Source organism: Nocardia asteroides (genome assembly GCF_021183625.1).
GTDB lineage: Bacteria > Actinomycetota > Actinomycetes > Mycobacteriales > Mycobacteriaceae > Nocardia > Nocardia asteroides_A.
This window is the reverse complement of the sequence record NZ_CP089214.1, coordinates 5,799,713-5,816,684: the sequence shown is the minus strand read 5'-3', so window position 1 is coordinate 5,816,684 and position 16,972 is coordinate 5,799,713. Positions and strand designations below refer to the sequence as shown.

General features: G+C 73.7%; 16 protein-coding genes. 12 read left to right on the top strand and 4 right to left on the bottom strand.

Features of this window, described 5'->3' with window-relative positions; translation table 11 throughout:
• Positions 1-13 precede the first annotated feature (13 nt).
• From LTT61_RS26825 to LTT61_RS26785, 9 genes are all read left to right on the top strand, one after another.
• Positions 14-808, top strand: a complete 795-nt coding sequence (locus LTT61_RS26825; RefSeq protein ID WP_233016786.1) for a LytR/AlgR family response regulator transcription factor — start codon at positions 14-16, stop codon at positions 806-808.
• An 80-nt stretch (positions 809-888) separates the two neighbouring features.
• A complete protein-coding gene (locus LTT61_RS26820; RefSeq protein ID WP_233021218.1) occupies positions 889-1,221 on the top strand; it encodes a hypothetical protein in 333 nt (110 codons plus the stop codon).
• 1 nt (position 1,222) lies between these two features.
• Complete coding sequence (locus LTT61_RS26815; protein WP_233016785.1) at positions 1,223-3,076, top strand: cation acetate symporter; 1,854 nt, start codon at positions 1,223-1,225, stop codon at positions 3,074-3,076.
• Positions 3,077-3,217: 141 nt separating this feature from the next.
• Positions 3,218-3,565, top strand: a complete 348-nt coding sequence (locus LTT61_RS26810; protein ID WP_233016784.1) for a DUF485 domain-containing protein — start codon at positions 3,218-3,220, stop codon at positions 3,563-3,565.
• A complete protein-coding gene (locus LTT61_RS26805; protein ID WP_233016783.1) occupies positions 3,562-5,199 on the top strand; it encodes a cation acetate symporter in 1,638 nt (545 codons plus the stop codon). Before LTT61_RS26810 ends, LTT61_RS26805 begins: the two co-directional genes overlap by 4 nt.
• A 208-nt stretch (positions 5,200-5,407) precedes the next feature.
• Entirely contained in the window at positions 5,408-7,354 is a 1,947-nt protein-coding gene (acs, locus tag LTT61_RS26800) for an acetate--CoA ligase (protein WP_233016782.1), read from the top strand.
• A 211-nt stretch (positions 7,355-7,565) separates the two neighbouring features.
• The gene (locus LTT61_RS26795; RefSeq protein ID WP_233016781.1) at positions 7,566-8,228 is read left to right on the top strand and encodes a hypothetical protein; all 663 of its coding nucleotides are present in this window, start codon (positions 7,566-7,568) and stop codon (positions 8,226-8,228) included.
• Positions 8,218-8,772 carry a DUF6529 family protein gene (locus LTT61_RS26790; protein ID WP_233016780.1) on the top strand — a complete coding sequence of 185 codons (555 nt, stop codon included), beginning with the start codon at positions 8,218-8,220 and terminating at the stop codon, positions 8,770-8,772. Before LTT61_RS26795 ends, LTT61_RS26790 begins: the two co-directional genes overlap by 11 nt.
• Positions 8,773-8,789: 17 nt before the next feature.
• Positions 8,790-9,224, top strand: a complete 435-nt coding sequence (locus LTT61_RS26785) for a ubiquinol-cytochrome c reductase iron-sulfur subunit (protein WP_233016779.1) — start codon at positions 8,790-8,792, stop codon at positions 9,222-9,224.
• A gap of 130 nt (positions 9,225-9,354) precedes the next feature.
• Here the strand turns inward: LTT61_RS26785 and LTT61_RS26780 are convergent, their stop codons facing one another.
• Together LTT61_RS26780 and LTT61_RS26775 are read right to left on the bottom strand one after the other, a co-directional pair.
• Entirely contained in the window at positions 9,355-10,107 is a 753-nt protein-coding gene (locus LTT61_RS26780) for a hypothetical protein (protein ID WP_233016778.1), read from the bottom strand.
• Positions 10,108-10,118: 11 nt separating this feature from the next.
• Entirely contained in the window at positions 10,119-11,009 is an 891-nt protein-coding gene (locus LTT61_RS26775) for a hypothetical protein (RefSeq protein WP_233016777.1), read from the bottom strand.
• 133 nt (positions 11,010-11,142) lie between these two features.
• On the opposite strand from LTT61_RS26775, the gene lspA reads away from it, so the two are divergent.
• The 3 genes from lspA (at position 11,143) to LTT61_RS26760 (ending at position 13,454) form a co-directional block, all read left to right on the top strand.
• On the top strand, positions 11,143-11,751 hold the full coding sequence (gene lspA / locus LTT61_RS26770; RefSeq protein WP_233021217.1) for a signal peptidase II: 609 nt from the start codon (positions 11,143-11,145) through the stop codon (positions 11,749-11,751).
• A gap of 70 nt (positions 11,752-11,821) precedes the next feature.
• Positions 11,822-12,748, top strand: coding sequence for an RluA family pseudouridine synthase (locus LTT61_RS26765; protein ID WP_233016776.1), 927 nt, complete (start codon positions 11,822-11,824; stop codon positions 12,746-12,748).
• A complete protein-coding gene (locus LTT61_RS26760) occupies positions 12,741-13,454 on the top strand; it encodes a hypothetical protein (RefSeq protein WP_233016775.1) in 714 nt (237 codons plus the stop codon). The genes LTT61_RS26765 and LTT61_RS26760 overlap by 8 nt, the downstream gene beginning before the upstream one ends.
• Positions 13,455-13,619: 165 nt before the next feature.
• Here LTT61_RS26760 and LTT61_RS26755 read toward each other — a convergent pair whose 3' ends face one another.
• Both LTT61_RS26755 and LTT61_RS26750 read right to left on the bottom strand, forming a co-directional pair.
• Complete coding sequence (locus LTT61_RS26755; protein ID WP_233016774.1) at positions 13,620-14,474, bottom strand: PhzF family phenazine biosynthesis protein; 855 nt, start codon at positions 14,472-14,474, stop codon at positions 13,620-13,622.
• A gap of 65 nt (positions 14,475-14,539) precedes the next feature.
• On the bottom strand, positions 14,540-16,924 hold the full coding sequence (locus tag LTT61_RS26750; RefSeq protein ID WP_233016773.1) for a cation-translocating P-type ATPase: 2,385 nt from the start codon (positions 16,922-16,924) through the stop codon (positions 14,540-14,542).
• Positions 16,925-16,972 lie beyond the last annotated feature (48 nt).

Here is a 16,972-nt window from a genome sequence, read left to right as displayed (position 1 = left end):
CGATGGGACCGCTGTGACCGCCACCACCCCACCCGGCGCCGCCCTGCGCGTGCTCGCCGTCGATGACGAGAAACCGGCTCTGGACGAGCTGGTCTACCTGCTGCGGGCGCAGCCGGAGGTGGGCGAGATCCACGCGGCCAGGGAGTCGACGGCGGCGCTGCGGCTGCTGCGGCAGCACCCGGTGGACGCGGTCTTCCTCGACATCAACATGCCGGGGCTGGACGGGATGGAGCTGGCGGGCATCCTGCGCGAGTTCGCGCACCCGCCCGCGGTGGTCTTCGTGACGGCGCACGACGACCGCGCGGTCGCCGCCTTCGACCTCGGCGCCGTGGACTACCTGCTCAAACCGCTGCGCACCGAGCGGCTGGCGGAGGCGGTGCGCCGGATCACCACAGCCCGCTCGGCCGCCGCTCCCCGGGCCGCCGCGCAGCGCGCCGACCCGGCCGAGGTGATCCCGGTGGAGCTGGGCGGGGTGACCACGCTGGTGCACCGGAGCAGCGTGAACTGGGTCGAGGCCGACGGCGACTACGCCAGGCTGCACACCAGCGCGGGCTCGCACCTGGTCCGGATTCCGCTCTCCGCCCTCGAGACCCGCTGGCGGGACGCCGGTTTCCTGCGCGTGCACCGCTCCTACCTGATCGCGCTGCGGCTGGTGACCGGGCTGCGCACCGCGAGCGGGGCCACGCTGGTCTGCCTGCGCGCCGAGGGCGCGGCGGCCGCGGTGGAGCTGCCGGTCAGCCGCAGGCAGCTGCGCGAACTCAAGAACCGCCTCGTGCACGGTCCGCGGCAGAACTGGACCGGCCGGTGACCGGCCCGGAGAACCCGCGGCCCCGGCCCGAGCCGCCGCGCCACCCGGTGGGACCGCCGCGGCCCGCCGCCCGGCAGCGGGTGGTGCTCGCCGAGCGGCGCGGCGCCCGCCGGGTGCGCACCCGCAGCGAGGTCGCCGAGCAGACCGAGATCGGTGCGGTGCTGATCAACGGGCTGATCCGGGCGCAGCTCGGGCTGGCGCTTCGCATCGGGCTGGTCGTCGCGCTCGCGCTCGGCGCGCTGCCGATGCTCTTCGCGGCGGGCGCCCCGGCCACGCTCACCGTGTTCGGGGTGCGGCTGCCCTGGCTGCTGCTCGGCGCGGTGGCGTATCCGCTGCTCTACGGGGCCGGCCGGCTGTACCGGCGGCTGGCCGAGCGGAACGAGCAGGACTTCCTGGAACTGGCCGGGGACTGAGGTGCCGGGCACCGCCCCGCTGCTCACGGTGGCCGCGCTGCTGCTCGCGGCACTGGTCACGGTAGCGCTGGGGGTGTACGGGGTGCGGCTGGCGCGCACCACCTCCGACTTCCTGGTCGCGAGCCGCAGCGTCGGCCCGCGCTGGAACGCGGCCGCCATCTCCGGCGAGTACCTCTCCGCCGCCTCGTTTCTCGGCGTCGCCGGGCTGATCGCCAAGTACGGCGCGGACGCGCTCTGGTACCCGGTCGGGTTCACCGCGGGGTACCTGGGGCTGCTGCTCTTCGTGGCCGCGCCGCTGCGCCGCTCCGGCGCCTACACGGTGCCGGACTTCGCGGAGTTCCGGCTCGGCTCGGCGCGGCTGCGCAGGCTGGCCGCGGTGGTGGTGGTGCTGATCTGCGCGGTGTACCTGATCCCGCAGTTCCAGGGCGCCGGGCTCACCCTGCGGATCCTGCTCGGCTGGCCGGGGTGGGTGGGCGCGGTCGCGGTCGGGGTGATCGTGATCGGCAACGTGGCGGGCGGCGGCATGCGCTCGGCCACGCTGGTGCAGGCCTTCCAGTACTGGCTCAAGCTCACCGCGGTCGCGCTGCCCGCGCTGGTGCTGGCCGGGCACTTCCTCGCGGAGGAGCGGCCGCTCGGCTCGCCCGCGCCGCCGGTGCTCGCCGAGCGCACCACGGTCGACATCAGCACCGACGTGGTGGTGCAGGTGGCCGGGGTGACCGCGGCCACGGTGCGCGGCACGCTGGACGGCGCCGCGGTGGACGGCCCGGTCGAACTCACCCCCGGTGACCACGAACTCGGTGCCGGCACCGACCTGGTGCTGGAGCCGGGCAGCGCGGTCCCGGTGGTGGCAGGCGCGCCCGCGGACGGTGCGGGCTGGCTGCGGCCGGGCGGCGGGTTCGGCGGCACGCACCCGGCGTACCAGGTGTATTCGCTGATCATCGCGACCTTCCTCGGCACGATGGGGCTGCCGCACGTGCTGGTTCGCTTCTACACCAACCCGGACGGGCGGGCGGCGCGCAGCACCGCGCTCGCGGTGATCGGGCTGCTCGGCGTCTTCTACCTGTTCCCGGTGCTGCTCGGGGTCTTCGCCCGGCTGTACGTGCCGCAGCTGCTGATCACCGGCACCTCGGACGCGGCGGTGGTGCTGCTGCCCGGCGCGGTGCTGAGCGGGCTGCCCGGGCAGCTGCTCGCGGCGCTGGCGGCGGCGGGGGCGATCGCGGCGTTCCTCTCGACGTCGTCCGGGCTGCTGGTGGGGATCGCGGGCGTGCTCGGCACCGACGTGCTGCGCGGGCGGGTCCGCGACTTCCGGTTCGCGGCGGTGGTGGCCGGGGTGGTGCCGCTGCTGCTCTCGCTCACCGTCGTCTCGCTCGACCTCTCCCGGACGGTGGCGCTGGCCTTCTCGGTGGCGGCCTCGACGCTCTGCCCGCTGCTGGTGCTCGGCATCTGGTGGCGCGGGCTGACCGCGGCCGGGGCGGCGGCCGGGCTGAGCGCGGGCGGGCTCACGGCCGGTGCGGCCACGGTGGTCTCGGTGACCGGTGGCGTCGACGCCGAGTGGGCGGGCGGCTGGCCCGCGGATATCCTCGGCTACCCCGCGGCGATCAGCGTGCCGATCGCCTTCGCCGCCATGGTGCTGGTGAGCCTGGCGACCCGCGGGCAGGACCCGCGCACCGTCGGGCGGATCTTCGTCCGGATGCACGCGCCGGAGAAGCTCGGCATGGGCGCGGACCGGGAGCACGGCATGGGCGCGGGGCAGGTGCCCGGCGGGCCGGAGGACGCCCCCGCCCCCGACCGCGAGCCCGGCGGGCGCTCCGGCCGAACCGTCGGAAAAGAGCCCGGCGACCCCGCCGGAGGCTGACCGCTCGCCGCGCGCCGCCGACCGCTCACCGCACGATCCCACCCCTTCACGGAGTGATCTGGGCCACACGCCCCGGACACCCCCGCACCGGAGATACGGTCATCCGCTGTCAGCCACGTCACACGACAGGACTCCCCCCGGATGACCAGTACCGACCTCGGCGGCGTACAGCCGCCGACCCCGGCCGAGTTCGCCGCGGCGCACTCCAGCCCCCAGTTCCAGGAGCTGCGAAGCCGCCTGCGGCGCTTCGTGTTCCCCGTCTCCGCGCTCTTCCTGATCTGGTACCTCGCCTACGTGCTGCTCGGCGCCTACGCGCACGACTTCATGGCGACGACGGTGGTGGGCAATATCAACGTCGGGCTGCTGCTCGGCCTCGCCCAGTTCGTCACCACCTTCCTGATCACCGGGCTGTACGTGCGGTTCGCCAACCGCGAACTCGACCCGCGCGCGGCCGCCATCCGCGCGGAGCTGGAAGGAGAAAGGGCGTGAGCACCGCTACCCTGCTGGCCGCCTCGAACACCGTCGGCAACCCCGTCGCGAATATCGCCATCTTCGCGGTCTTCGTCGCGGTGACGATGGTGGTGGTGATCCGGGCCAGCCGCAACAACGCCACCGCCGCCGACTACTTCACCGGCGGCCGCGGCTTCTCCGGCCCGCAGAACGGCATCGCCATCGCGGGCGACTACCTCTCCGCGGCGTCGTTCCTCGGCATCGCGGGCGCCATCGCGGTCTACGGCTACGACGGCTTCCTGTACTCCATCGGCTTCCTGGTGGCCTGGCTGGTCGCGCTGCTGCTCGTCGCCGAGATGCTGCGCAACACCGGCAAGTTCACCATGGCCGACGTGCTCAGCTTCCGGCTGAAGCAGGGGCCGGTGCGCACCGCGGCGGCGCTCACCACGCTCGCCGTCTCGCTGTTCTACCTGCTCGCCCAGATGGCGGGCGCCGGTGGGCTGGTCGCGCTGCTGCTCGACATCTCCGATCGCACCGGGCAGTCCATCGTGATCGCGGTGGTCGGCCTCCTGATGATCGTCTACGTGCTGGTCGGCGGCATGAAGGGCACCACGTGGGTGCAGATCATCAAGGCGGTGCTGCTGATCACCGGCGCCGCGCTGATGACGGTCATGGTCTTCGCCAAGTTCGGCTTCAACCTCTCCGAGATCCTCGGCAGCGCGCAGCAGGCGGTCAGCGGGTCGGCGAACGAGAAGGTCGCCGCGCGCGACGTGCTCGCGCCGGGCGCGCAGTACGGCGGCAGCGAGACGTCCAAGCTGAACTTCGTCTCGCTCGGGCTGGCGCTGGTCCTCGGCACCGCCGGGCTGCCGCACGTGCTGATGCGCTTCTACACGGTGCCCACCGCCAAGGAGGCGCGGCGCTCGGTGGTCTGGGCCATCGCCCTGATCGGCGCCTTCTACCTGTTCACCCTGGTGCTCGGGTACGGCGCCGCGGCCATCGTCGGCCCGGACAAGATCCTGGCCGCCGCGGGCGGGCAGAACTCGGCGGCCCCGCTGCTCGCCTTCGAACTCGGCGGCGTCGTGCTGCTCGGCGTCATCTCCGCGGTCGCCTTCGCGACCATCCTCGCGGTGGTCGCCGGGCTCACCATCACCGCGTCGGCCTCGTTCGCGCACGACATCTACGCGAGCGTCATCAAGAAGGGCGAGGTGGACGAGCGCAAGCAGGTCCGGGTCTCGCGGATCACCGCGGTGGTGATCGGCGTGCTCGCGATCGGGCTCGGCATCCTGGCCAACGGGCAGAACATCGCCTTCCTGGTGGCGCTGGCCTTCGCGGTCGCGGCGGCGGCGAACCTGCCGACCATCCTGTACTCGCTGTTCTGGCGGCGCTTCAACACCACCGGCGCGCTGGCCAGCATGTACGGCGGGCTGATCTCGACGATCGTGCTGATCGTCTTCTCCCCCGCCGTCTCCGGCAGCGCGACGGCCATGCTGCCGGACGCCGACTTCGACTGGTTCCCGCTGTCGAACCCCGGCATCGTCTCGATTCCGCTCGCCTTCGTGCTCGGCATCGTCGGCACCTTCCTCGGCAAGGACGACGAGGATCCGGCCAAGGCGACCGAGATGGAGGTGCGGTCGCTCACCGGCGTCGGCGCCGAGAAGGCGATCTCGCACTGATCCCTGGCACGCGCCGCGCGAGACATTCTCGCGCGGCGCGTGTTTCGGCGCGCCCGAGCACCGGCCCGCGGCCCCGTTCCAGCACGGCGAGGCGGCCTGCCCACCGCGCCGAACGAAGCCGTTTGGCGGCGGCGAGCGGCCGGAAGCGGCCGATCCCCGCGCCCGCCCCACCGACGAAGCCGCTTGCGGCGTTAGAAAGGAAACCCTCGTGACCAGCGCACCCGAGCTGCCCACCACCTACGCGCCGACGGCGGAGTTCGCCGCCACCGCGAACGCGGGCCCCGAACTGGCCGAACGCGCGCGGGCGGATCGGCTCGCGTTCTGGGCCGAGCAGGCCGACCGGCTGCACTGGGAGCAGAAGTGGACCGACGTCCTCGACTGGTCGAACGCCCCCTTCGCCCGGTGGTTCACCGGCGGCCGCCTGAACGTCGCCTACAACTGCGTGGACCGCCACGTCCACGAGGGCAGGGGCGACAAGGTCGCGATCCACTTCGTCGGCGAACCCGGTGACACCCGCGACCTCACCTACGCCGACCTCCGCACCGAGGTCTCCCGCGCGGCGAACCACCTGAACGCCCTGGGGCTGGTGCCCGGCGACCGGGTGGCGATCTACATGCCGATGGTCCCGGAGGCGATCATCACCATGCTGGCCTGCGCCCGCCTCGGCCTCACCCACTCCGTGGTCTTCGCCGGCTTCTCCCCCGCCGCGCTGCGCTCCCGGGTGGACGACGCCGCGGCCAGGCTGGTGGTGACCACCGACGGCCAGTTCCGCCGCGGCGCCCCGGCCGGGCTGAAACCCGCGGTGGACGAGGCGCTCTCGGCGCCAGGGCACACCGTGGAGCACGTGCTGGTGGTGCGCCGCACCGGCCAGGAGACCCCGATGACCGCGGACCGCGACCAGTGGTGGCACGAGACCGTCGGGCAGGCGCCCGCCGAGCACACCCCGGAGTCCTTCGACAGCGAGCACCCGCTCTTCATCCTCTACACCTCCGGCACCACCGGGAAGCCGAAGGGCATCCTGCACACCAGCGGCGGCTACCTCACCCAGGCCGCCTACACCCACCACTACGTCTTCGACCTCGACCGGGAGCGCGACGTCTACTGGTGCACCGCCGACATCGGCTGGGTCACCGGGCACACCTACATCGTGTACGGGCCGCTGGCCAACGGCGCCACCCAGGTGGTCTACGAGGGCACCCCGAACTCCCCGGACGAGCACCGGCACTTCGACATCATCGACCGCTACGGCGTCTCCATCTACTACACCGCACCGACCCTGATCCGCACCTTCATGAAGTGGGGCAGGCAGATTCCGGACGCGCACGACCTGAGTTCGCTGCGCGTGCTCGGCAGCGTGGGCGAGCCGATCAACCCCGAGGCGTGGCGCTGGTACCGGGAGGTGCTCGGGCACGGCAGGACCCCGATCGTGGACACCTGGTGGCAGACCGAGACCGGCGCCATCATGATCTCCCCGCTGCCCGGGGTCACCGCGGCCAAGCCGGGCGCGGCCATGACCCCGCTGCCGGGGATCTCGGCGCGGGTGGTGGACGAGGAGGGCAACCCGGTGCTGCTCGGCGAGACCGAGGCCAACGGCTACCTGGTGCTGGATCAGCCCTGGCCGTCCATGCTGCGCGGGGTGTGGGGCGACGACGAGCGCTTCCGGGAGACCTACTGGGCCAGGTACGCCGATCGGGGCTGGTACTTCGCGGGCGACGGCGCCCGGCTCGACCCGGACGGCGACCTCTGGGTGCTCGGCCGGGTGGACGACGTCATGAACGTCTCCGGACACCGGATCTCCACCGCGGAGGTGGAATCCGCGCTGGTCGGGCACTCCGGGGTGGCCGAGGCCGCGGTGGTCGGCGCGAGCGACGCGACGACCGGGCAGGCCATCGTTGCCTTCGTCATCCTGCGGGCGACCACCGAGAACACCGGGGCCGCGCTCACCGCCGAGCTCGGCAAACACGTGTCGAGGGAGATCAGCCCGATCGCCCGGCCGCGGGAGATCCACATCGTGCCGGAGCTGCCCAAGACCCGCAGCGGGAAGATCATGCGCAGGCTGCTGCGCGACGTCGCGGAGGGCAGGGAGCTGGGCGACACCAGCACCCTGGTCGACCCCACCGTCTTCACCGCCATCGCGGAGGCGAAGGGCGACTGACCGATTCGCGCACGGCCCGGCTACCGATGAGAGGTGGCCGGGCCGCTGCTTTTCGGGGACACGCCGACGACACGCCGGTCTCGGAGCGAATTCCGGTTCGCGGTGAACCGTCCGGGGCGGTCGCGCCGTGGTCGGGGCGAAACGCGGTACCGGTGCCCAGCCCCTAGGCACCGGCTCACTCCGCGCTCGTGAACCCTGATCGGAGCGAACGATGACACGTCGTGGCCCGCTGCTGACTCTCGCAGCGGCCGCCGTGCTGGGCCTGGCCCTGCTCGGCGTCAATATGTCCAAGGAGGAGCCGGCGCCCGCCGCGGCACCGGCGCCCGCGGCGTCGGTGGTTCCGCCCACCGCCACGCCGCCCACCACAGCGCCGCCCACCGCCGCGCCGAGCCCGGCGGCGGCGACCGCGCCGACGCCTGCCGCGGCGCCCTTCCCGGCGAAGGCCGACTACGTCGGCACGATCACCAGGGCCGCAGGCCCGCCGCTCACCCTCGCGATCACCGTCGAGGACGGCGCGGTCACCGCGTACGCCTGCGACGGCGCGGCCGTCGAGACCTGGCTGCAGGGCCGGGTGGCCGACGACGTCGCCAGGCTGGAAGGCAAGGACGGCGCCCGGCTGGAGGGCAGGGCGGGCGGCGGCGCGGTGCGCGGCACGCTCTGGATCGGCGACAAGAGCTGGGAGTTCACCGCACCGGTCGTCACCGGAAAGGCGGGGCTCTACGCCAGCACCGACAGCGGGGTCAGGCAGAGCTGGATCGTCGACGGTTCCGGCGGCGTGACCGGCGTCCGCCGCGGCGCCGACGGCGCGACCGCCCCCGCGGGGCCACTGCCCGCCACCGCGACCCGGATCGAAGGTGGCGACAATGCGGGCTGAGCAGCGCACCGGCTCCCCGAGCGTGGTCATCATGGGCGCCGTGCTGATCGGCGCCGCCGTCGCGGTCGTGCTCGGGGCGTACGGCACCCTGCACGACCCCCGGTTCTTCTCGGTGAACGTCGCCGGGTTCTCCAGCCCGACCTCGGTGAAGTCCTGGCTGGCGACGCTGGCGACGGTGCTCGCGGTCTTCCAGCTCGGCTCGGCCGCCGCGATGTACGGCCGGATCCCCGGGTTCACCGCGCCGGGCTGGTTCGGCGCGGCGCACGCCTGGTCCGGGCGGCTCGCGGTGCTCGCCGCCACCCCGGTGGCGGTGCACTGCCTGTACGCGCTCGGTTTCCAGCACGCCGAGCCGCGGGTGCTGGCGCACTCGCTGTTCGGCTGCTTCTTCTACGGCGCCTTCGTCGCCAAGATGCTGCTGCTCACCCGTAAGGGGCTGCCCGGGTGGGTGATCCCGGTCGCGGGTGGCCTGCTCTTCGCCGGGCTGGTCGGCGTCTGGCTCACCTCCGCGCTGTGGTTCTTCCAGAACAACGGCCTCGTCCTCTGATCCGAATGGAGCTTCCCATGACCACATCTCCCACCGTGAGCAGGCGCGGCGTCGTGCTCGGCGCCGGGGTCGCGGCGGCGGCCGTCGCGGTCGCCGGGTGCAGTACCTACGGTGACGAGCCCACCGCCGCGCCCGCCTCCCCCGCGCCGGGCACCGCCGCGCCCGGCGCGCCCACCCCGGCGCTGGCCAAGACCGCGGAGGTGCCGGTCGGCGGCGGGGTGATCGTCGGTGACACCGTGATCACCCAGCCCACGCCGGGCAACTACGTCGGGCTCTCGACGACCTGCACGCACGCGGGCTGCAAGGTGACCAAGATCCAGGACGGCGCCATCGACTGCGTCTGCCACGGCAGCAAGTTCGCGCTGGACGGCACGGCGGTGGCGGGACCGGCGAAGAAGCCCCTGGCCGCGAAGGCGGTGCGGGTCGAGGGCGATTCCATCGTCGCCGGCTGAGCCGCGGCGAGGTGCCCGGCCCGGAACGACCCCGCGGGTGGCGCGGCACCGGACCGGCGAACCCGCCGCGCTCGCGGCACCGTGCCCGCGGCCGGGTGCGAGCCGGCCGCGCGGACGCCGCGGGCCGGCGCTACGGGCCCTCGATGCCGCGCAACCTGCGGACCTGCTGGGCGGTGAGCGCGCTCAGCACCTCCGGCTGGACCGATTCGGGGGCGGTGACCGCGATCTGGGTCAGGGTGTCGCCGACCTGCACCAGGGCGACGGCGGAGTGCAGCGTCAGCTCGTCGGCGCGGACCAGCACCTGGTAGGCGGTGCTGCTGTCGCCTGCGGCGGGCTGGTCGAACGGGGCCACCTCGTAGGTGATCGACGGGTCGTCCGCGTTCTCCGGCGGGGTGGCGTCGGTGAAGCCGACGCATTCGCGCAGGGTGCGCTGCACCGTTGCCAGCGCGGGGCCGACCCCGTCGGCCGGGTAGGCGGCGGCGTCGATATCGATGCTGGAGAAGTCCGGGCCCGCGTACTGCACCGCGGCGTCCGCGCGGGCGCCAGGCGCCTGCGCGGCGACGGGGGTGAGCACGGCGACGCAGGCGGCGGGGTCGGTGGCGTCGGTGCTCGCGCCGGTTCCGGAGTCGCGCGCCGGGAGCGGGGTGAAGCTGCCGGGCAGGTCGGTGCTGGAGAGCAGCCGGTTCAGCAGCTCCGCCGACCCGGCGGGGCCGGGGCCGGTGACCGGCGCCGCGGTGACGGGGGCGCCGAACGACGGCAGCCCGGCGGACGGTGCGGGAGCCGCCGGTTCGTCGTCCCCGCACCCGGCCACGACCAGCGCTACGAGCACGACACCGGCCGGCCCGCGCACCGCACGACCCGCCCGCCGGACGAACGCGGGCATACCCGCCTGCCTCACTCGCCCCACGAGACCTGGGTATTGATCGTCTGCTGGAGCATGCTGTCGCTGCGCGCGTCCCGGTACGCCTGGTGCCCGCCGACGGTGATCGAGCCGGCCACCGGCAGCGGCAGCCCGAGGTCGACGGTGATCGTGCCGGATCCGGTCATCCGGTAGTCCTCGATCTGCAGCGTCCCCGCGTCGTTCGGCAGCGACCAGACCGCCGACTTGGGCGTCTGCGAGACGTCGAGCTGCAGGGTGAGCCGGTCGCCGTCGCGCTCGGTGAGCGTCGCGGTGGTGACCTGGTCGAGCAGGACGCCGCCGGTCACCTCCTGCCGCACGGTCCACATGGCGCCGACGCCGACCGGCTCGTCCGGGAAGGCCACCGAGCGGTACACCGCCTGGTAGAAAGCCTGTTCCAGCGCGGCGCGCGCGGTGTTCGAGGTGTCGGGGGACGGGGCGAGGCGGAGCGCGGTGATCGCGCCGAGCTCGCTCATCTCGAAGCCGGCGTGCGATCCGCCCGCGTCGGTGAGCGCCTTGGCCAGCACCGGGTCGTCGGTGGTGACGTTGCCGAGCACCAGGTCGATGCCGTCCGAGCCCGCCTCGGCGGTCATCGGGATGGTGATCTCCGGGTTGGAGAAGTCGCGCGGCTGCTGGTCGTTGATGATCTGCTCGATGTTGTGGTCGGTCCGCAGCGTCACCTGCTGCACGGTGCCGACGGCGTAGTGCGGGCGCAGCGGGGCGCGCGGCTCCTCGCCCGGGTAGACCAGCGTGGTGACGGCCGCCGAGATCGGCACCGTCACCTCCTTGCCGTAGCCGAGCGGCTCGGTGGCTTCCAGGTCGCTGCCGGTTTCCCCGCCGTCGCCGCACCCGATGCCGAGCGCGGAGAGCCCGACCGCGAGCACCATCAGAAACACCCCCGAGCGGGTCGCCCGGGGCGCCAGGGGAGAAGACAACACCGTCACGTGCATCAGCGTACGACCGGTTCCTGAGCGCAGCCTGGGACATCCGGGGCGAATCGCCGGGCCCGCTCGAGCGATGATGGTGGTCGTGACCGACGACCGCCCCGCCGACAACGAGCCCGCCACCGCCGGCGACAGCCCCGCCAGCGCCGAACCCGCAGCCTCCGGGCTCGGGCCGAAGCGGCTGCCGCTGCTGCTGATCCTGGCCGCCGCGCTCTACGGCCTCGACCTGCTCACCAAGGGCATCGCCGTGGCGAAGCTGACGCCGGGCGACCCGGTGTACCTGATCGGTGACGTCGTCCGGTTCTCCCTGGTGCGCAACCCCGGCGCCGCCTTCTCCATGGCCACCGGGATGACCTGGCTGCTCACGCTGGTGGCGGCGGGCGTCGTGGTCGCGGTGATCCGGATCGGCAGCACGCTGCGCTCGCCGTGGTGGGCGGTCGGGCTCGGCATGGTGCTCGGCGGCGCGCTCGGCAACCTCACCGACCGGCTCTTCCGCGCGCCCGGCCCGCTGCAGGGGCACGTCGTCGACTTCATGGCGGTGGGCTGGTGGCCGGTGTTCAACGTCGCCGACTCGGCCATCGTGTGCGGCGCGATCCTGCTGGTCGCGCTGACCGTCTTCGGCTTCGAGCCGGACGGCACCAGGAGCACCGGCAAGGCTGCCGCGGGGAAGGGATCTGCCGCATGAGCGAGTCAGGCCCGGAGGCGGTAGCGCAGCGTGGCCACGGAGGGCCCTCGATCATGCGAGAGGATGCAGCGTGAGGGAGACCAGGTCCATGCCGGTTCCGGACGGGCTGGACGGCATGCGGGTGGACGCCGGGCTCTCCCGGCTGCTCGGGCTGTCCCGCACCGCCGTTGCGGCGCTCACCGCCGACGGCTCGGTGCAGCTGGACGGCATCGCGGCGGGCAAGTCCGATCGGCTCATCGCGGGCGCCTGGCTGGAGGTCGAGTTCCCCGAGCCGCGCCGCGAGCTGACCGTCGAGGCCGAGCCGGTGGACGGGATGCGGATCCTCTACGCCGACGACGACATCGTCGCGGTGGACAAGCCGGTCGGCGTCGCCGCGCACACCGGGGTCGGCTGGAGCGGCCCGACCGTGGTCGGCGGGCTGGCCGCGGCAGGCTACCGGATCTCCACCTCCGGCGCGCACGAACGGCAGGGCATCGTGCACCGGCTCGACGTCGGCACCTCCGGGGTGATGGTGGTCGCGCAGTCCGAGCACGCGTACACGGTGCTCAAGCGGGCGTTCAAGCAGCGCACGGTGGACAAGCGGTACCACGCGCTGGTGCAGGGGCACCCGGACCCGTCCAGCGGCACCATCGACGCGCCGATCGGCCGGGCCAGGGGCAACGACTGGAAGTTCGCGGTCACCGCGGACGGGCGGCCGAGCGTGACGCACTACGACACGGTGGAGGCGTTCCAGGCGGCCAGCCTGCTCGACATCCACCTGGAGACCGGGCGCACGCACCAGATCCGGGTGCACTTCTCGGCCATCAGGCACCCCTGCTGCGGCGACCTGACCTACGGCGCCGATCCGCGGCTCGCCGAGCGGCTCGGGCTGCAGCGGCAGTGGTTGCACGCGCGGGCGCTGGGGTTCCACCACCCGGCGGACGGGCGCTGGCTGGAGATCACCAGCGAGTACCCGGACGATCTGCGGAACGCGCTCGACGTCCTCCGGGATGCCTGAGCCCGGCGGGGGCGCGGGGGTTCCGGACTCGGAACCCCTGGATCCGCGCTGGCGCAGGGGGCTGATCGCCGGCGCGATCGGGCTGCTGGTGCTGGCCGGGGTCGGGATCGGGGCGCAGACCCCGCCGCGCTCGACCGGCATCTCCACCGACCGGGTGGGGCCGGAGCAGGGCGAGCCGGTCTCGGAGTACCTGACCAGGGCGCGCGCCACCCTGGAGCGGAGCGACGACGCGCCGCGCTGGGCGCTGGTCTCGTTCACCGAATACCTTCCGGTGGATCGGGTTCCGGCGCTCGCGGGCGAGGTCAGGGTGGCCAGGGTGCTCGAGCACGTCCCGCTCGACCGGGTGCAGACCCCGATCGTCGCGATCCCGGTCCCGGACTCCGCGAGCGCGATCACCGGCGCCGCCGCGGCCGCCGCCGATATCCTGCGCGACCGGCTCGACCGCCAGCCGCTGGATCAGCGCGCCGCGCAGGTTCACGAGGTGGCCGTGGCCCGGCTGCGCGCCGGCTGCGCCTGCACCGCCGGGCTCGTGGTGCGCGCCGCCCCGGCCGCGCTGCGGGAACTGGCCGCGCACAGCGATGTCCGCGCCGTCGAGGCGCTCCCCGCCGACACCGTCGCCGACCGCTTCGCGGTCACCCCGCTGCTGCCCGGCACCACCGGAACGGTCGGCCCGGAGCCGGACGACGGCCGGATTCCCCCGCGCTGAACCCCGGCCGATTGGCCCCGGCTGGCGGTCGCGGACGCTGCCCGAGTACACCGGCCGCCGCGCGCCGCCGGAAGCCCGGCGGCCGCACCCCGGTCGCCCCGCCGCCGCACCCCCGTCGCACCGCGGCCGCACCGCGGTCGGCTTCCCGCGCGGCGCGGGGGCCGCTCAGCCCGCACCATCCCCCTGCACCGCCGTGACGTACCCGTCCGGCACCTGGACCACCCCGTCCAGGTAGCGCCTGCACCGCCCGGCCAGCAGCACCCGCTCCCCCGCCAGCTCGACGCGCAGCGCCCCGCCGCGCCGCGACAACTGCCTGGCCCGGAACACCGTGCGCCCCAACCGCTCCGCCCAGATCGGCGCGAGCTGGGCATGCGCCGAGCCGGTGACCGGATCCTCCGGCACCCCGATCCCCGGCGCGAACATCCGCGACACGAACTCCACCGCGGCACCGGGCGCCGTCGCCACCACCCCGCGCGGCACCGCCGGGAAAGCCCCGAAATTCGGCCGCAACGAACGGATCTCGGCCTCGCTGCCGAAGACGAGCACCTCGTCCGCCCCGGAGAACGCCGCCACCGGCTCGGCCCGCAGCGCCGCCGCCAGCGCCGGGTCCACCGGCACCGGCACCGACCCCTGCGCGGGCAGGTCGAGCACGTACTCGTCGTCGTCGGTGCGCTCCACCCGCAGCCAGCCGCTCCTGGTCCAGAACGACACCGCGTCGAGGCCGGGGTGCAGGTCCTCGAGCACCTGCGCGGCGGCGGCGAGGGTCGCGTGCCCGCAGAGCGCCACCTCGGCAGCCGGGGTGAACCAGCGCAGGTGGAAGGCGGGCAGGCCGGCGGGCGGCGCCCCGGCGGCGGCGGGCAGCGCGGGGGTGAGGAAGGCGGTCTCGGAGAGGTTGTTCTCCTCGGCCAGCCGCTGCAGCAGCCCGTCGGGCAACCACGCGGTCAACGGCATCACCGCGGCCGGATTCCCGGTGAACGGCGCCTCCGCGAACGCGTCGATCTGGTGCAGCAGTACCTCCATGGCTCCAGAAGGTACACCGGGCGCGAATGCCCGCTTGCCGCAAGGTTTCTGGTGGCGCTTCCGGGCTACTTCGCGGCGCTGCGGCGGCCGAGCCACTGGGCGATCTCGACCAGCACCACACCGACCGCGCCGCAGCCGAAGGCCGCCGCGGTGAGCCGCGGGTTCGAGGGGTCGAGCAGGAAGAACTCCCGGGTGAGCGGCAGCGAGAAGAGCAGCACGTAGGCCAGCACCGAGGTGGCGACCAGCAGCACCTTCCACCACACGTAGGGCCGCGCCACGATCGCCAGCACCCACACCGCGATCACGATGAGCGTGATCAGCGCGGTGGTGCCCGCCTGGATCTTCTGCTGCTCACTCGCGTCCGGCCCGGCGTAGGCGATCAGGTAGGCCACGAAGGTGGCGAAACCGATGACCACCCCGGACGGGATGGCCAGCTTCATCACCCTGGCGACGAAGCCGGTGCGGGCGCGCTCGTTGTTCGGCGCCAGCGAGAGCACGAAGGCCGGGATGCCGATGGTGAACCAGGCCGCGATCGTCACGTGCCTGGGCAGGAACGGGTAGGCGATCGGGTCGTAGCCGAAGATCTGCGAGCCGACCCCGGCCAGCCCGACCAGGAAGGCGAGCAGCACCGAGTAGACGGTCTTGGTGAGGAAGAGGTTGGAGACCCGCTCGATATTGCCGATCACCCGGCGGCCCTCGCCCACCACGTACGGCAGGGTGGCGAAGCGGTTGTCGAGCAGCACGATCTGCGCCACCGCGCGGGTGGCCGGGCTGCCCGACCCCATCGCGACGCCGATGTCGGCGTCCTTCAGCGCGAGCACGTCGTTCACGCCGTCGCCGGTCATGGCGACGGTGTGGCCGCGGGATTGCAGCGCGCCGACCATGGCGCGCTTCTGGTCCGGGCGGACCCGGCCGAAGGTGGTCTCCCGGTCGAGCAGGTCGGCCAGCTCGTCGCGGCCGTCGGGGAGCGTGCGGGCGTCGACGGCGTGGTCGCCGCCGGGCAGCTCGAGCGAGGTGGCGACGGCGCCGACCGAGACCGCGTTGTCGCCGGAGATCACCTTGATGGCGACGTCCTGCTTGGCGAAGAAGTCGAGGGTTTCGCGGGCGTCCGGGCGCACCTTCTGCTCCAGCACGACCAGCGCCTCCGGGGTGACCTCGCCGGGGGCGCCCGGCGCGTCCACCGCGCGGTCGCCGCGGGCGAGCAGCAGCACCCGCAGCCCGGCGGCGCCGAGCTCCTCGGCCCTTCGGGCTCCCGCCGACCGCGGGTCGAGCAGCACGTCGGGGGCGCCGAGCAGCCAGTTCCCGTGCTCGCCGTAGGAGTGGCCGCTCCACTTGGTGGCCGAGGAGAAGGGTGCGACCGCGGTGGAGCGCCACTGCGGGCGCTCCGGCAGCGCCTCGGCCAGCGCCTGCACGCTGGCGTTCGGGCGCGGGTCGTCGGCGGCGAGCGCGGCCAGCGCGGTGCGCGCGGCGCCGTCGTCGCCGCCGGTCAGGCTCTCGACGTCGGCGAGCCGCATGCCGTTCTCGGTGAGCGTGCCGGTCTTGTCGGCGCAGACCACGTCCACCCTGGCCAGCCCCTCGATCGCGGGCAGCTCCTGCACCAGGCACTGCCGCCTGCCGAGCCGGACCACGCCGACCGCGAAGGCGACGGAGGTCATCAGCACCAGCCCCTCCGGCACCATCGGCACCAGCGCGGCCACCATGCCGGTGACCGCGGGCTGCCAGCCCTGGTGGCTGGAGAACAGCTGGTTGTAGATGCTGAGCAGCCCGGCCGGGACGAGCAGGAAGGTGATGAAGCGCAGGATCCGGTCGATGCCGCTGCGCAGCTCCGAGTGGACCAGGGTGAACTTGCTCGCCTCCTCGGCGAGCCGCGCGGCGTAGGCCTCGCGCCCGACCTTGGTGGCCCGGTACGCCCCGGAGCCGGAGACCACGAAGCTGCCGGAGAGCACCTCGGCGCCGGTCTTCTTCTCGATCGGGTCGGCCTCGCCGGTGAGCAGCGATTCGTCCACCTCGAGCAGCTCGGCCTCGAGCACCTCGCCGTCCACCACGATCTGGTCGCCGGGGCCGAGCTCGATCAGGTCGTCCTGCACCACCTCGCCGGGCGGCACCTCGGCGGCGACGCCGTCGCGGCGCACCCGGGGGCGGGCCTGGCCGACGATGGCGAGCTCGTCCAGGGTGCGCTTGGCGCGCACCTCCTGGATGATGCCGACCGCGCTGTTGGCCACGATGAGCAGCCCGAACATGCCGTCGATCGGCGACCCGGCGGACAGCACGAGCACGAAGAGCACGCCGAGGATGGCATTGATCCTGGTGAAGACGTTGGCGCGCACGATCTCCCGCACCGAGCGCGAGGCGCGGGCCGGGACGTCGTTGGTGCGACCGTCGCTGCGGCGTTGCTCGACCTCGGCCACGGTCAGCCCGGTCGCGGCATCCGCTCGGACGGAAACAGACATGCCGCAAGGCTACGGGGGTACTGCCTCCGGCCCGCAACGCGGCGCGGC

Excerpts from the sequence above, each read along its gene's own strand:
- LTT61_RS26785 (WP_233016779.1), top strand. The coding sequence starts at position 8,790 with ATGACCACATCTCCCACCGTGAGCAGGCGCGGCGTCGTGCTCGGCGCC.
- LTT61_RS26795 (WP_233016781.1), top strand. The coding sequence starts at position 7,566 with ATGACACGTCGTGGCCCGCTGCTGACTCTCGCAGCGGCCGCCGTGCTG.
- LTT61_RS26755 (WP_233016774.1), bottom strand. The coding sequence starts at position 14,474 with ATGGAGGTACTGCTGCACCAGATCGACGCGTTCGCGGAGGCGCCGTTC.
- LTT61_RS26775 (WP_233016777.1), bottom strand. The coding sequence starts at position 11,009 with ATGGTGCTCGCGGTCGGGCTCTCCGCGCTCGGCATCGGGTGCGGCGAC.
- lspA (WP_233021217.1), top strand. The coding sequence starts at position 11,143 with ATGGTGGTCGTGACCGACGACCGCCCCGCCGACAACGAGCCCGCCACC.
- LTT61_RS26780 (WP_233016778.1), bottom strand. The coding sequence starts at position 10,107 with ATGCCCGCGTTCGTCCGGCGGGCGGGTCGTGCGGTGCGCGGGCCGGCC.
- LTT61_RS26810 (WP_233016784.1), top strand. The coding sequence starts at position 3,218 with ATGACCAGTACCGACCTCGGCGGCGTACAGCCGCCGACCCCGGCCGAG.
- LTT61_RS26760 (WP_233016775.1), top strand. The coding sequence starts at position 12,741 with ATGCCTGAGCCCGGCGGGGGCGCGGGGGTTCCGGACTCGGAACCCCTG.
- LTT61_RS26750 (WP_233016773.1), bottom strand. The coding sequence starts at position 16,924 with ATGTCTGTTTCCGTCCGAGCGGATGCCGCGACCGGGCTGACCGTGGCC.
- LTT61_RS26790 (WP_233016780.1), top strand. The coding sequence starts at position 8,218 with ATGCGGGCTGAGCAGCGCACCGGCTCCCCGAGCGTGGTCATCATGGGC.